This window comes from Mycobacterium paraense (genome assembly GCF_002101815.1).
Lineage (GTDB): Bacteria > Actinomycetota > Actinomycetes > Mycobacteriales > Mycobacteriaceae > Mycobacterium > Mycobacterium paraense.
The window spans coordinates 153453-167690 of the sequence record NZ_LQPM01000024.1; the positions used below are offsets into that span (position 1 = coordinate 153453).

15 protein-coding genes and 1 riboswitch are annotated in these 14238 nt (G+C 70.9%); of the genes, 11 read left to right on the forward strand and 4 right to left on the reverse strand.

Going from position 1 to position 14238, the window contains the following annotated elements; translation table 11 throughout:
- Positions 1-109: 109 nt before the first annotated feature.
- Entirely contained in the window at positions 110-2593 is a 2484-nt protein-coding gene (locus AWB89_RS19335; protein ID WP_142282579.1) for a DNA translocase FtsK, read from the forward strand.
- 66 nt (positions 2594-2659) lie between these two features.
- Here AWB89_RS19335 and AWB89_RS19340 read toward each other — a convergent pair whose 3' ends face one another.
- Entirely contained in the window at positions 2660-3184 is a 525-nt protein-coding gene (locus AWB89_RS19340; protein WP_170929205.1) for an amino-acid N-acetyltransferase, read from the reverse strand.
- An 83-nt stretch (positions 3185-3267) separates the two neighbouring features.
- Here AWB89_RS19340 and pgsA point away from each other — a divergent pair, with 83 nt between their 5' ends.
- From pgsA to pspM, 4 genes are all read left to right on the forward strand, one after another.
- Positions 3268-3831, forward strand: coding sequence for a CDP-diacylglycerol--glycerol-3-phosphate 3-phosphatidyltransferase (gene pgsA, locus AWB89_RS19345; RefSeq protein WP_174627853.1), 564 nt, complete (start codon positions 3268-3270; stop codon positions 3829-3831).
- 103 nt (positions 3832-3934) lie between these two features.
- The gene (gene clgR, locus AWB89_RS19350; RefSeq protein WP_085102815.1) at positions 3935-4273 is read left to right on the forward strand and encodes a transcriptional regulator ClgR; all 339 of its coding nucleotides are present in this window, start codon (positions 3935-3937) and stop codon (positions 4271-4273) included.
- 110 nt (positions 4274-4383) lie between these two features.
- A complete protein-coding gene (pspA, locus tag AWB89_RS19355) occupies positions 4384-5214 on the forward strand; it encodes a phage shock protein PspA (protein WP_085102817.1) in 831 nt (276 codons plus the stop codon).
- 18 nt (positions 5215-5232) lie between these two features.
- Positions 5233-6051: a phage shock envelope stress response protein PspM gene (gene pspM, locus AWB89_RS19360; protein WP_085102819.1), complete on the forward strand. Its 819-nt coding sequence runs from the start codon at positions 5233-5235 to the stop codon at positions 6049-6051.
- A 7-nt stretch (positions 6052-6058) separates the two neighbouring features.
- On the opposite strand, the gene AWB89_RS19365 is transcribed toward pspM, so the two are convergent.
- Positions 6059-6490 carry a limonene-1,2-epoxide hydrolase gene (locus AWB89_RS19365; protein ID WP_085102821.1) on the reverse strand — a complete coding sequence of 144 codons (432 nt, stop codon included), beginning with the start codon at positions 6488-6490 and terminating at the stop codon, positions 6059-6061.
- A gap of 52 nt (positions 6491-6542) precedes the next feature.
- On the opposite strand from AWB89_RS19365, the gene AWB89_RS19370 reads away from it, so the two are divergent.
- Together AWB89_RS19370 and AWB89_RS19375 are read left to right on the forward strand one after the other, a co-directional pair.
- Positions 6543-7709, forward strand: a complete 1167-nt coding sequence (locus AWB89_RS19370; protein WP_085175845.1) for a glycosyltransferase — start codon at positions 6543-6545, stop codon at positions 7707-7709.
- 23 nt (positions 7710-7732) lie between these two features.
- Complete coding sequence (locus AWB89_RS19375; protein ID WP_420914759.1) at positions 7733-7927, forward strand: DUF3046 domain-containing protein; 195 nt, start codon at positions 7733-7735, stop codon at positions 7925-7927.
- Positions 7928-8033: 106 nt separating this feature from the next.
- Here AWB89_RS19375 and AWB89_RS19380 read toward each other — a convergent pair whose 3' ends face one another.
- Positions 8034-8711, reverse strand: coding sequence for a (2Fe-2S)-binding protein (locus AWB89_RS19380; protein ID WP_085175847.1), 678 nt, complete (start codon positions 8709-8711; stop codon positions 8034-8036).
- 39 nt (positions 8712-8750) lie between these two features.
- Positions 8751-8881, reverse strand: a riboswitch (cobalamin riboswitch).
- Positions 8882-9050: 169 nt separating this feature from the next.
- Between AWB89_RS19380 and recA the strand changes: the two genes are divergently transcribed.
- The 4 genes from recA (at position 9051) to AWB89_RS19400 (ending at position 12735) form a co-directional block, all read left to right on the forward strand.
- Positions 9051-10094, forward strand: coding sequence for a recombinase RecA (recA, locus tag AWB89_RS19385; RefSeq protein ID WP_085102827.1), 1044 nt, complete (start codon positions 9051-9053; stop codon positions 10092-10094).
- Positions 10060-10578: a recombination regulator RecX gene (gene recX, locus AWB89_RS19390; RefSeq protein WP_085175849.1), complete on the forward strand. Its 519-nt coding sequence runs from the start codon at positions 10060-10062 to the stop codon at positions 10576-10578. The genes recA and recX overlap by 35 nt, the downstream gene beginning before the upstream one ends.
- Positions 10579-10639: 61 nt before the next feature.
- Positions 10640-12142: a tRNA (N6-isopentenyl adenosine(37)-C2)-methylthiotransferase MiaB gene (miaB, locus tag AWB89_RS19395; RefSeq protein WP_193791370.1), complete on the forward strand. Its 1503-nt coding sequence runs from the start codon at positions 10640-10642 to the stop codon at positions 12140-12142.
- Positions 12139-12735, forward strand: a complete 597-nt coding sequence (locus AWB89_RS19400) for an Rv2732c family membrane protein (RefSeq protein WP_085175853.1) — start codon at positions 12139-12141, stop codon at positions 12733-12735. The genes miaB and AWB89_RS19400 overlap by 4 nt, the downstream gene beginning before the upstream one ends.
- A 153-nt stretch (positions 12736-12888) precedes the next feature.
- Here AWB89_RS19400 and AWB89_RS19405 read toward each other — a convergent pair whose 3' ends face one another.
- Complete coding sequence (locus AWB89_RS19405; RefSeq protein WP_085102835.1) at positions 12889-14226, reverse strand: DUF349 domain-containing protein; 1338 nt, start codon at positions 14224-14226, stop codon at positions 12889-12891.
- Positions 14227-14238 lie beyond the last annotated feature (12 nt).

Here is a 14238-nt window from a genome sequence, read left to right on the forward strand (position 1 = left end):
TCACCATTCGTCACCCTACTCAGGCCCGGAAACGGACATCCCGCCCCGGGCCGCCGTTACCCGTGTGGCGGGTGGTGTAGATGAGGTATTTGCGACTACCCTTGCCCTCATGCCCAGTAAGACCGCCGCCCGCTCCGGCGCCCGAACGAGCAGGTCAAAGGCCCCATCCCGGGCTGGCGGGGCCCGAAAGCCGCGCCCCGCACCCCGCAGGAAGCCCAGCAGGCCCGCCAAGCGCCGCAACCAGTCGCTGCTGGTCGCCACCGGGCTGACCTGCGGCCGGGCCGTGCGGGCCACCTGGCTGGTGGCGGCGCGGGGCGTCGGGGGCGCGGCCCGGTCCATCGGGCGGGCCCACGACATCGACCCCGGGCACCGCCGCGACGGCATCGCGCTGGTGCTGCTCGGAGTGTCCGTCGTGGTCGCCGCGAGCTCGTGGTTCCACGCCGCCCGGCCGATCGGCGCCTGGGTGGACGCGCTGCTGCGCACCTTCATCGGCTCGGGCGTCCTGGCCCTGCCCGTCGTCGCCGCCGCGGTGGCGATCACGCTGATGCGGACCGAGCCCAACCCCGACGCGCGGCCGCGGCTGATCCTGGGCGGCACACTGATCGCGCTGTCGGCGCTGGGCCTGCGACATCTGTGGTCGGGATCGCCGGGGGACCCCGAATTGCGCCGTCGCGCAGCGGGATTCATCGGCTTCGCCATCGGCGGGCCGCTGTCGGACGGGCTGACGCCGTGGATCGCCGCGCCGCTGTTGTTCATCGGCTTCATGTTCGGCCTGCTGTTGCTGACCGGGACCACGATCCGCGAGGTGCCCGACGTCGTCCGCGGCCTGTTCGGCAGCCGGCTGGCCGGCGACGACGACATCGCCTACGACTACGCCGACGAGTTCGACGACGAGGACCAGCCGCGCGAGGACTTCTCCGACGGCTACTACGACGAGTCCGGTGAACCCGAGCCGCAGGCGTGGCCGTCGGCGGCCGCTGCCCAGGCGGGCCCCGCCGAACCGATCGCGGACGACACCCCCACCATCCCGGAGCCCGGCCGAAGCCGCCGTCGCGCCAAGAAGCCGGAAACCCGGATCGTGGACCGCGTCGTCGAGGGCCCCTACACGCTGCCATCGCTGGGCCTGCTGGTGGCGGGCGACCCGCCGAAAAAGCGCAGCGCTGCCAACAACGTCATGGCCGACGCCATCACCGAGGTGCTCAACCAGTTCAAGGTCGACGCCGCCGTCACCGGCTGCACCCGCGGGCCCACCGTGACCCGCTACGAGGTCGAGCTGGGTCCCGGCGTCAAGGTCGAGAAGATCACCGCCCTGCAGAAGAACATCGCCTACGCCGTGGCCACCGAGAGCGTCCGCATGCTGGCCCCCATCCCCGGCAAGTCCGCCGTGGGCATCGAGGTGCCCAACACCGACCGGGAAATGGTGCGCCTGGCCGACGTGCTCACCGCGCCCTCGACCCGCCGCGACCACCACCCGCTGGTGATCGGCCTGGGCAAGGACATCGAGGGGGACTTCATCTCGGCCAACCTGGCCAAGATGCCGCACCTGCTGGTCGCCGGCTCCACCGGATCGGGGAAGTCGAGCTTCGTCAACTCCATGCTGGTCTCGCTGCTGGCGCGCGCCACCCCGGAGGAGGTCAGGATGATCCTGATCGACCCGAAGATGGTGGAACTGACGCCGTACGAAGGCATTCCGCACCTGATCACCCCGATCATCACCCAGCCGAAGAAGGCGGCCGCCGCGCTGGCGTGGCTGGTCGAGGAGATGGAACAGCGCTACCAGGACATGCAGGCCTCCCGTGTGCGCCACATCGACGACTTCAACGAGAAGGTGCGATCCGGCGCCATCACGGCGCCGCTGGGCAGCCAGCGCGAGTACCGGCCCTACCCGTATGTGGTGGCGATCGTCGACGAGCTGGCCGACCTGATGATGACCGCGCCGCGCGACGTCGAGGACGCGATCGTGCGGATCACGCAGAAGGCCCGCGCCGCGGGCATCCACCTGGTGCTGGCCACCCAGCGTCCGTCGGTGGACGTGGTCACCGGCCTGATCAAGACCAACGTGCCGTCGCGGCTGGCCTTCGCCACCTCGTCGCTCACCGACAGCCGGGTCATCCTGGACCAGGCCGGCGCGGAGAAGCTGATCGGGATGGGCGACGCGCTGTTCCTGCCCATGGGGGCGAGCAAGACCGTCCGGCTGCAGGGCGCCTACGTCTCCGACGAGGAGATCCAGGCGGTTGTGGCTGCGTGCAAAGAGCAGGCCGAACCCGAGTACACCGAGGGCGTCACCACCGCCAAGCCGACCGGCGAGCGCACCGACGTCGACCCGGACATCGGCGACGACATGGACGTGTTCCTGCAGGCCGTCGAGCTGGTGGTGTCCAGCCAGTTCGGCTCCACCTCGATGCTGCAGCGCAAGCTGCGCGTCGGCTTCGCCAAGGCCGGCCGGCTGATGGATCTGATGGAGACCCGCGGCATCGTCGGGCCGTCCGAGGGGTCCAAGGCGCGCGACGTTCTGGTCAAGCCCGACGAGCTGGCCGGAACGTTGGCATTGATCCGCGGCGGCAGCGACGCCGACGGCGGCGACCCCGAGTAGTAGCGCCGAACGTGAAACTGTTGCGAGTTTTCGCCCGGATTTTCGCAGCAGCTTCACGCTCGGCGGCTACAGCACCAGCAGCATCCGGGAGTTGCCCAGGATGTTGGGCTTGACGTAGCTCAGGTCCAGGAACTCGGCCACACCGATGTCGTAGGAGCGGCACATCTCCTCGTACACCTCCGCGGTCACGGGCGTGCCCTCGATCTCGGTGAACCCGTGCTTGCCGAAGAACTCGGTCTCGAAGGTCAGCACGAACAGCCGCTCCAGCTGCAGCTCGCGGGCGACCTCGAGCAACCGGTCGACGATCGCGTGGCCGATGCCGTGGCCGGTCATCGCCGGGTCGACCGCGACGGTGCGGATCTCGCCGAGGTCCGACCACAACACGTGCAGCGCGCCGCAGCCGACCACCCTGCCCGGGAAATCCGGGTGCTCGGCCACCCAGAACTCCTGGACGGCCTCGTAGAGCGTGACGAGGTTCTTCTCCAGCAGGATGCGTCCGGAGTAGGTGTCGACGAGTTGTTTGATCGCGGGAACGTCGGATGTTCGCGCGCGCCGGACGGTCGGCCGGGGGGCCGGTGAGCTTTGGGTCACGGGTAACAGTATCGGCAACGCGCAGAGGGGCGCTGGTCAACAGCTATTCTTATGCCGTGTCGGGGCAGCCGCAAACACCGCCGATGGCAGGCCGCGCCCGCATCGCCAATCTCGCCAACGTCCTGACCCTGCTGCGGCTGGTGCTGGTCCCCATTTTCCTGGTCGCGCTGTTCACCGCCGACGGGCACCAAATCGCCGGCCGCATAGTCGCTTTCGTGATCTTCGCCGTCGCCTGCATCACCGACCGGTTCGACGGCCTGCTGGCCCGCAACTACGGGATGGCGACCGAATTCGGCGCGTTCGTCGATCCGATCGCGGACAAGGCCCTGATCGGGTCGGCGCTGATCGGGCTGTCGATGCTGGGGGACGTGCCGTGGTGGGTGACGGCGGTGATCATGACCCGCGAGGTGGCCGTCACGCTGCTGCGGCTGGCGGTGATCCGCCGCGGCGTGATCCCGGCGAGTTGGGGCGGCAAGCTCAAGACCGTCGTCCAGGCGCTGGCCATCGGCTTGTTCGTGCTGCCGCTGTCGGGGCCGTTGCGGGTGGTGGCGGCCGCCGTCATGGGCATCGCGATCGTGCTGACGGTGGTGACCGGGGTGGACTACGTGGTGTCCACCGTCAGGGCGGTCCGTCAGTCGACCGCCTGAACGGGAACCAACGCACGGCCGCCGGCGTTGGCCGTAATGAGTGCCTGCTGAATTTGGGGTTGTTGACGTGCTGAGCAGGGCTGACTGGACGAAGGAGAGCAGGATGGCGCCATTGATGCGCGAGGTCATCGGCGATGTGTTGCGCCGGGCCCGGACGTCACAGGGCCGCACGCTGCGCGAGGTCTCGGATTCGGCGCGGGTGAGCCTCGGGTACCTCTCGGAGGTGGAGCGCGGCCGCAAGGAGCCCTCCAGCGAGCTGCTCAACGCGATCTGCGACGCGCTGGAGGTGCCGCTGTCGGCGGTGCTGACCGGCGCCGGGGAGCGGATGGCGAGCGAGGAAAGCGCCGCGTACAGCGCGCCGGCCGCCGGGTCGGGCGGGCCCACCATCGACGCCAGCACCAAGGTCGTCATCCCGCCGGTGGCGTCGCTGGCCGTGGCCTGAAGGCCACCCGGGCGGATCCAGCGTCAGGGGTGGGGCGATCGGCCCCGACCCGATAAATTGAGCGGCAGGGCGCTTGTCCGACATATGAGAAACGAAGGTGGACCCGACTGATGGCCAATCCGTTCGTCAAAGCGTGGAAATACCTGATGGCGCTGTTCAACGCCAAGATTGACGAGCACGCCGACCCGAAGGTGCAGATCCAGCAGGCCATCGAGGAAGCGCAGCGCCAGCACCAGGCGCTGACCCAGCAGGCCGCCCAGGTGATCGGCAACCAGCGCCAACTGGAGATGCGGCTCAACCGCCAGCTCGCCGACATCGAGAAGCTGCAGGTCAACGTCCGTCAGGCGCTGACGCTGGCCGACCAGGCCACCGGAGCCGGGGACGCCGCCAAGGCCGCGGAGTACAACAACGCCGCCGAGGCGTTCGCGGCCCAGCTGGTGACCGCCGAGCAGAGCGTCGAGGACCTCAAGACCCTGCACGACCAGGCGCTGTCCGCCGCGCAGCAGGCCAAGAAGGCCGTCGAACAGAACTCGATGGTGCTGCAGCAGAAGATTTCCGAGCGCACCAAGCTGCTCAGCCAGCTCGAGCAGGCGAAGATGCAGGAACAGGTCAGCGCGTCGCTGCGGTCGATGAGCGAGATCGCCGCCCCCGGCAACACGCCGAGCCTGGACGAGGTGCGGGACAAGATCGAACGCCGCTACGCCAACGCGATCGGGTCGGCCGAGCTCGCGCAGGGGTCGGTGCAGGGCCGCATGCTCGAGGTCGAGCAGGCCGGCATCCAGATGGCCGGCCACTCCCGCCTGGAGCAGATCCGGGCGTCGATGCGCGGCGAGGCGCTGCCCGCGGGCGGAACGGCCGCCACTCCGGGCGGCGCCCCGGCGACCCCCGCGCCCGCCGAGACCACCGGTGGCCAGGTCGCCGAGAAGCCCGTTGGCCAGTAACGCCGGCGGGGGCCCGCGATGGCGGTGAAAGCGATCCACCACCGGCCGTGGCGCGCCCTGGTGCAGCGCGGATTGGCCACCGCCGCCGACGTTTCCGACCTGGTGGCCCGCAAGATCAGCGCCGCCGCGGACCCGCGGGCACGGCTGCTGCGCCGCCAGCGCCGCGCGCTGCGGTGGGGCCTGATCTGCGCGGCCGGTTGCGTGTTTTGGATCGCGGTGACCGGCCTGCTCGCGGCGTGGGGCTGGTTCACGTTGCTGTTGCAGGTCACCGGCGCGGTCGCGGTCGTGCTGGCGGTCCCGGCGACGCTGTTGCTGCTGCGCTATCGCTGGCTGCGCTCGGAGCCGCTGCCGGCGCAGCGGACCACGAGCACCCGCCGGCTGCCGCCGCCCGGTTCGGCCGCCCGGCCCGCCATGTACGCACTCGGCGCCTCCGAACGCGGATTCTTCTCGCTGCTGGGGGTGATCGAACGCGGCGCCATGCTGCCGGCGGACGAAATCCGTGACCTGGGCGCAGCCGCCGGCAAGTCGTCGGCGGCGATGGCGGCCACCGCCGCCGAGGTGGTGTCGATGGAGCGCGCGGCGCAGTACGCCGAGTCGTCGCGAGCGCATCTGGTGCCGACCATCAACGCGTTCACCGCCCAGCTGAGCGCCGGCGTGCGTCAGTACAACGAAATGGTCACGGCCGCAGCGCAATTGGTGTCCTCGGCGAACGGGAACTCCGGTGCCGGGTTGGCCGGAACCCAGGAGCGCTACCGCGCCGAGTTGGTCGGGGCCACCGATCGCCTGCTCGGGTGGGCGCAGGCGTTCGACGAGCTGGGCGGGTTGCCCCGGCGCTAGAGCGGCGCTAGAAGGACGCCCGCAGCGACGGCACGATCAGGCCCGCCACGCCGCGCACGGTCGCCTTGAGCATGTCGAAGAAGTCAAAGTAGTCCCGCCACAGCGTGATTCGCCCGTCGTGCACCTCGAACACGCCGCACACCCAGAACTGCAGCCGCAGCGGGCCGACGATCAGCGCGTCGGTGCGTTCGGTGAGCACCGCGGCGCCGTCGGCGGCGATGCGGTGGATCTTCACCTCGAAGGCCCCGCGGCCCTCCATCATGCGGAACAGCTTGATCGCGCGGGCGCGGCCGTGGATCGTCGGCAGCCCCACGTTCTGGTAAACCAGGTTCTCGTCGAGCGCCGCCCCGGCGGCGTCCAGGTCCGAATCTTGAAGCGCGTTCAGGAAACCCTCGACCGTGCGGGTGTTCGCAACGTCAGTGCCAGTGAGCTCGGTCATGGTGCCAGCGTAGGCGAGTGCGGCGGCTCGGCCGTGTGGCAGGGTAGGGCCGATGCGCGTCGCCGTGGTTGCCGGGCCGGATCCCGGGCATTCGTTCCCCGCGATCGCGCTGTGCCAGCGGTTCGGCGAGGCGGGCGACGAGCCCATCCTGTTCACCGGCCCGGAGTGGCTCGGCGCCGCCCGCGCCGCCGACATCGACGCCGTCGAGCTGGACGGGCTCACCGCCACCGACGAGGACGTCGACGCCGGCGCCCGGATCCACCGGCGGGCGGCGCGGATGGCGGTGCTCAACGTCCCGGCTCTGCGCGAGTTGGCTCCCGACCTGGTGGTATCGGACGTCATCACCGCGGGCGGCGGAATGGCCGCCGAGCTGTTGGGCATCCCGTGGATCGAGCTCAACCCCCACCCGCTGTACCTGCCGTCGAAGGGGCTGCCGCCGATCGGCAGCGGGCTGGCGCCCGGCACCGGCTTCCGCGGCCGGCTGCGGGACGTCACGATGCGGGCGCTGACGGCGCGGTCCTGGCGCGCCGGCATCAAGCAGCGCGCGGCCGCCCGGCTCGAGATCGGGCTGCCCGCCGTCGATCCCGGCCCGCTGCGTCGCCTGATCGCCACGCTGCCGGCCCTCGAGGTGCCGCGCCCGGACTGGCCGGACGAGGCCGTCGTCGTAGGGCCCTTGCACTTCGAGCCGACCGACCGGGTGCTGGACATCCCGCCGGGCTCCGGGACGGTGGTGGTGGTCGCGCCGTCGACCGCGCTGACCGGGACCGCCGGGCTGGCCGAGGTCGCCCTGGACTGCCTGCGGCCCGGGGACACGCTGCCGGCCGGCTCCCGGCTGGTCGTGTCGCGGCTGGGCGGCGCGGACCTGACGGTGCCGCCCTGGGCGGTGGTCGGGCTGGGACGCCAGGCGGAGCTGCTGACGCACGCCGACGTGGTGATCTGCGGCGGCGGCCACGGCATGGTGGCCAAGACGCTGCTGTCCGGGGTGCCGCTGGTGGTCGTTCCCGGCGGCGGGGACCAATGGGAGATGGCCAATCGGGTGGTGCGCCAGGGCAGCGGGCGGCTGATCCGGCCGCTCAGCGCCGACGCGCTGGTGGACGCGGTGGGCGAGGTGCTGTCGTCGCCGGGCTACCGGCAGGCCGCGCAGCGAGCGGCCGCCGGGATCGCCGACGTCGCCGACCCGGTGCGGGTGTGCCACCAAGCGCTGGCGCTTGCCGGCTGAGCCGGCTGGGTATGTTGGCTGACGTGCGGCTGACGGAGTTCAACGAACGGGTTGTGTTGCGCTTTGGCGCTACATACGGCCCGTCGGTGCTGGTGGATCACGTGCTGACCAGCTTCGACGGGCGCACCGCCGCCCAGGCGATCGACGACGGCGTCGAGCCCCGCGACGTCTGGCGCGCGCTGTGCGCCGACTTCGACGTGCCGCGCGACCAGTGGTGAGCCTTCGGCCCCTCGGGTGTGCGCCTGCGGCGTCGGGTGTGCACTGGTGGCGCGATTCGGGCGTTTTTCCCGCCCTCGACGCACACCGGAAACCGTGGACGCACACTCAACGCCGGTGGGACCGCCGGTCCCGCCGAAACACGCAATCGCCACACACGGACCGCCCCGGCACGCGGTAGAACAGGCAGCAGCTGTGGCGGCGGAACGCGAGGTGCGGGCCGCTGAGGACGCCGGAGCCGGCCAGCATGCCGCTGTCCAGCAGTGACTCCGTCATCGCGACGATCGCGGGCCGCAGGTCGGGGCGCGCGACGAGCAATGCCCGGGCGGCGCCGACGAGCGCGGACGCGATGTTGCCGGCCAGCAGGGCGGGTGCCAGCTTGACCCGCAGGCCCGCGGCGAACGGGTTCATGTGCTGTTTGACCACGACGCGGTACAGCGACTTCGCCGACGGCGGGTCGACCGGTCGCCCGACGGGTTCGGGGATCCGCAGCTGCGCCCCGTCGTCGGCGCGCTGCAGGTCTTTGAGGTCCGGAACGACGCCGTGGGCCAGCGCGCAGGCCAGCACCGGCGACCACAGCCGGGTGGCGTGGCCGAGATGCACCAGCGACGCGCCGATCCGCAGGTCCGACGTGTGATACCGCCGGGCGGTGGTGTCGATCAGATCGGTGAAGCCGTCGGTGTAGGACCGTTTCACCGGATGCCACCCCGCCGGTTCACCGCCCACCGTGAGCGCGAAAAAGCCTTTGTACGAAGATATTTCGGCCAGCTCGGCGGAAATGTCCATGCGCAACCAACCCTCTCTGGGGAAATCCGCCCCAGTTCTCGTGAGGAAGCGCTGACGGTGAGTATCTGGCTCTCGGGTCGGGGCATGCCCGTCCCGGTCACAGTGGCGGGACCGCACCGGATTCGCACCGGTTTCCTCAGGGGGTGTGGCCCGTCAGCGCCTTTCGGTAGCAAATATTGCCACACGCCGCGCGCACGGCGTGTCAAGCTTGAATCGAACAGGTGTTCGGCTACTGTGGTGAACGTTCGAGACGCCGACTTGTCGGTGGCCTTCTCTAGTGTCACGGCCAACCGACCGATACCGGTCAGAAGAACACACCGACGATAGGAAGAGGCAACCATGTCGCAAGCCCCCGACCGCGAAAAGGCTCTCGAACTGGCGATGGCCCAGATCGAAAAGAGTTACGGCAAAGGCTCGGTGATGCGTCTCGGCGACGAGATGCGTCAGCCGATCTCGGTCATCCCGACCGGATCCATCGCACTGGACGTGGCCCTGGGCATCGGCGGCCTGCCCCGCGGGCGGGTCGTGGAGATCTACGGCCCGGAGTCCTCGGGTAAGACCACCGTCGCGCTGCACGCGGTGGCCAACGCCCAGGCCGCCGGCGGCGTCGCGGCGTTCATCGACGCCGAGCACGCCCTGGACCCGGACTACGCCAAGAAGCTTGGCGTCGACACGGATTCGCTGCTGGTCAGCCAGCCCGACACCGGTGAGCAGGCCCTCGAGATCGCCGACATGCTGATCCGCTCCGGCGCGCTGGACATCCTGGTCATCGACTCGGTGGCGGCCCTGGTGCCGCGCGCCGAGCTCGAAGGCGAGATGGGGGACAGCCACGTCGGCCTGCAGGCCCGGCTGATGAGCCAGGCGCTGCGGAAAATGACCGGCGCGCTCAACAACTCGGGAACCACGGCGATCTTCATCAACCAGCTCCGCGAGAAGATCGGCGTGATGTTCGGCAGCCCCGAAACCACCACGGGTGGAAAGGCGCTGAAGTTCTACGCGTCGGTGCGCATGGACGTGCGCCGGATCGAGACGCTCAAGGACGGCACCAACGCGGTCGGCAACCGCACCCGGGTCAAGGTCGTCAAGAACAAGGTGTCGCCGCCGTTCAAGCAGGCCGAGTTCGACATCCTCTACGGCCGCGGCATCAGCCGCGAGGGCTCGCTGATCGACATGGGTGTGGATCAGGGCTTCATCCGCAAGTCCGGGTCGTGGTTCACCTACGAGGGTGAGCAACTCGGCCAGGGCAAGGAGAACGTCCGCACCTTCCTGATGGAAAACGCCGACATCGCCAACGAGATCGAGAAGAAGATCAAGGAAAAGCTCGGCATTGGCGCGGTGGTGACTGCTGATGACGACGTCTTGCCAGCCCCCGTCGATTTCTGAGCCCTCCCGCGAGGAGCAGGCGCGGGCGTTGTGCCTGCGCCTGCTCACCGCGAGGTCGCGCACCCGGGCCGAGCTGCTCGGCCAGCTGGCCAAACGCGGCTACCCCGACGACGTCAGCGGCCGGGTGCTCGACCGGCTGGCCGCCGTCGGTCTGGTGGATGACGTCGAGTTCGCCGAGCAGTGGGTGGCCTCCCGCCGGGCGAAGGCGGGCAAGAGCCGCCGCGCCCTGGCCGCCGAGCTGCACACCAAGGGCGTCGACAAGGACGTGATCACCGCGGTGCTGGGCGGGATCGACGCCGCCGCCGAGCGGGACCGGGCCGAGGAACTGGTGCGGGCCAAGCTGCGTCGCGAGACGCTGAGCGACGAAGCCAAAGTGAGCCGCCGGCTGGTGGCGATGCTGGCCCGGCGCGGCTACAGCCAGAACCTGGCGTGCGAGGTCGTCCTCAGCGAGCTGGCCGCCGAGCGGGAGCGCCGCTGCGTCTAGCCCTGTGACGTGCGGTTTCTCGCCCGCAGGATGCTCGCCGTACCATGGCCCCGTGACTTCGATGGCGGCCCGGGATGTTTCGGGGGCGCGTACCTACCAGGTGCGCACCTACGGCTGCCAGATGAACGTCCACGACTCCGAGCGGTTGGCGGGACTGCTGGAGGCGGCCGGTTACCGCCGGGCCGCCGACGGCGCCGACGCCGACGTCGTCGTCTTCAACACCTGCGCCGTCCGGGAGAACGCCGACAACAAGCTGTACGGCAACCTCAGCCACCTGGCACCGCGCAAGCGCGGCAACCCCGACATGCAGATCGCCGTCGGCGGCTGCCTGGCCCAGAAGGACCGGGACGCGCTGCTGCGCAAGGCGCCGTGGGTCGACGTCGTCTTCGGCACGCACAACATCGGCTCGCTGCCGGCGCTGCTCGACCGGGCCCGGCACAACAACGCGGCGCAGGTGGAGATCGCCGAGACGCTGCAGCAGTTCCCGTCGTCGCTGCCCAGCGCCCGCGAATCCGCCTACGCCGCCTGGGTTTCCATCTCCGTGGGCTGCAACAACACCTGCACGTTCTGCATCGTCCCGTCGCTGCGCGGCAAGGAGGTCGACCGCCGCCCGGCCGACATCCTGGCCGAGGTGCGGTCGCTGGTGGACGACGGCGTGCTCGAGGTCACCCTGCTGGGCCAGAACGTCAACGCCTACGGGGTGTCCTTCGCCGACCCGGCGCAGCCGCGCGATCGCGGCGCCTTCGCCGAGCTGCTGCGGGCCTGCGGGCACATCGACGGGCTGGAACGCGTGCGCTTCACCTCGCCGCACCCGGCCGAGTTCACCGACGACGTCATCGAGGCGATGGCGCAGACGCCGAACGTCTGCCCGGCCCTGCACATGCCGCTGCAGTCCGGATCCGACCGGGTGCTGCGCGCGATGCGGCGGTCGTACCGCGCCGAGCGGTATCTGGGGATCATCGAGCGGGTCCGGGCGGCCATGCCGCACGCGGCGATCACCACGGACCTGATCGTCGGATTCCCCGGCGAAACCGAAGAAGACTTCGCCGCCACGCTCGACGTCGTGCGGCAGGCCCGGTTCGCGGCGGCGTTCACCTTCCAGTACTCCAAGCGGCCCGGCACCCCCGCCGCCGAATTCGACGGGCAGCTGCCGAAAGCCGTTGTGCAGGAACGCTACGAGCGGCTGGTCGAGGTGCAGGAGCAGATCTCGCTGGAGGGCAATCGCGCGCTGATCGGGCGGCCCGTCGAATTGCTGGTCGCCACCGGTGAAGGCCGCAAGGACGCCCGCACAGCGCGCATGACCGGCCGGGCCCGCGACGGCCGGCTGGTCCACTTCGCCTCGAACGAGGCGGTGCGCCCGGGCGACATCGTCACCACGGTCGTCACCGACGCCGCCCCGCACCACCTCATCGCCGACGCCGGAATCCGCACCCACCGCCGCACCCGGGCGGGTGACGCGCACGCCGCCGGCCGGCGCCCCCGCACCATCGGCCTCGGCATGCCCGCCGTCGGGCCGTCCACCGAACCGCTACAACCGCTAGAACCGCTGGGGTGTCCCCGATGAAGAAAGAACACGTCGACATCGACGCTTTACGAACCGAGATCGAGGCCGCCGAGCGTCGCGTGGCACGCGAAATAGACCCCGGCCCACGGGCTTTGGTGGTCGCGATCCTGGTCTTCGTGCTGCTGGGCTCGTTCGCCCTGCCGCACACCGGCGGCGTGCGGGGATGGGACGTGCTGTTTTCCAGCCACGGCGCCGGCGCCGCCGCGGTGGCCCTGCCGTCGCAGGCGTTCGCGTGGCTGGCGCTGGTGTTCGGCGTGGGCTGCTCGATGCTGGCGCTGATGACGCGGCGCTGGGCGCTGGCCTGGGTCGCGCTGGCCGGTTCGGCGATCGCCTCCGGCGCCGGGCTGCTGGCGGTGTGGTCGCGCCAGACCGTGGCCGCCGGGCACCCCGGGCCCGGCGTGGGGCTGATCGTCGCGTGGATCACCGTGATGGTGTTGACGTTTCACTGGGCCCGCGTGGTGTGGGCCCGCACCGCCGTACACCTGGCGGCCGAGGAGCAGCGGCGCCGCATCGCCGCGCAGCAGCAGTCGATGACGCTGCTGGACAGCCTGGGGGAGCCGGAGGACCCGTCGGCGCCGAAGCCCGAAGCCTAGGCCGTCGGGGGCGACCCGTCCCCCAGCTCCGCGGGGGTACCCCCATGCCCGGCTACGCCGCCCTCGCGATCGCCATAGGCCGTTGGTGGCGACCCGTCCCCCAGCTCCGCGGGGGTACCCCCACGCCCGGCTACGCCGCCCTCGCGATCGCCACTAGGACCGGCGGGTCAGCGCCTCGGCGGCCGCTTCGGCCCACTGCCGCCACTGCTCGGCGTTGGCCCTGGCCTCGTCGGCCTCCTTGGTACGCCCGGCGGCGGCCGCCTTCTGCGCCTGCTGCTCGTACTGCTCGGCGCGGGTCCGGAACTGCTCGGCCCGGGCCTGCGCCTGCGGGTCCGACCAGTCCGCTTCGCCGGCGTCGCGCACCCGCTTCTCGACCGCGCGCAGCCGCCGCTCGAGCTCGGCGGACCGTTCCCGCGGCACCTTTCCGATCGCGTCCCACTTGTCGGCGATCGAGCGCAGCGCCGCCCGAGCCGCGTCGAGGTTGCCGGTGTCGATCTTCTCCGCCTCGGCCAGCAGCGCCTCCTTGGCGGTGGCGTTGGCAGCGAACTCGGCGTCCTTCTCCGCCGCGGCGGCGTTGCGGGCGGTGAAGAAACAGTCCTGGGCCGCCTTGAACCGGCGCCACAGCGCGTCGTCGATCTCGCGGGTCGCCCGTCCGGCCGCCTTCCACTCCGTGAGCAGCTTGCGGAACTCGGCGCTGGTGGCCGTCCAGTCCGTCGAGTCGGACAATTCCTCGGCGCGCTCGCAGAGCCGCTCCTTCGACTGCTTGACCCCCGAGCGCTCGCGGTCCAGGTCGGCGAAATGGGATCCGCGCCGCCGGTTGAAGGCGTCCCGGGCGGCCGAATAGCGCTTCCACAACGCGTCGTCGACTTTGCGGTCCAGGCCGCTGATCGTCTTCCACTCGTCGAGGATCGCCCGCAGCCGGTCACCGGCGGCCTTCCACTGGGTGGAGTTGGCGCCCAGGTCCTCGGCCTCGGCGGCCAGCGCCTCCTTGCGGGCGGTCTGGGCGGCCCGGTGCTCCTCGCGTTTCGAGCGACCCTCGGCGATGGCCGCCTCGGCGCGTTCCAGGAGGCTGGTCAACCGGGCCGACAGCGCGTCGACGTCGCCCAGCACGGTCGCGGTCGGCAACGTTTCGGCCAGCGCGGATGCATTGGCGCGGATCTTGCGCGCGTCCCCGGTGCCGGAGGCCAGCCGTTCCTCCATGAGGGTGACCTCGGTGCTCAGATCGTCGAATCGGCGGCCGAAGTGGGCGAAGGCGGCCTCGCGATCGCCGGCTTGCCAGGAGCCGACGATGCGCTCGCCGGCCGAGCTGATCAGCCAGACCGTGCCGTCGTCGTCGACGCGTCCGAACCGGTGCGGGTCGCTGGTCGGGTGCGTGGCCAACGGGTAGGGGGTGGGTCGTGGGCCCGGGCTCGCCGGGCGGGGGCCGGGACGCGGCCCCGGTCGCGGCACCGGCTTCGGAGAAGCGGTGCTGCCTGGCTCGTCGGCCGTCATCCTCTCGTCACC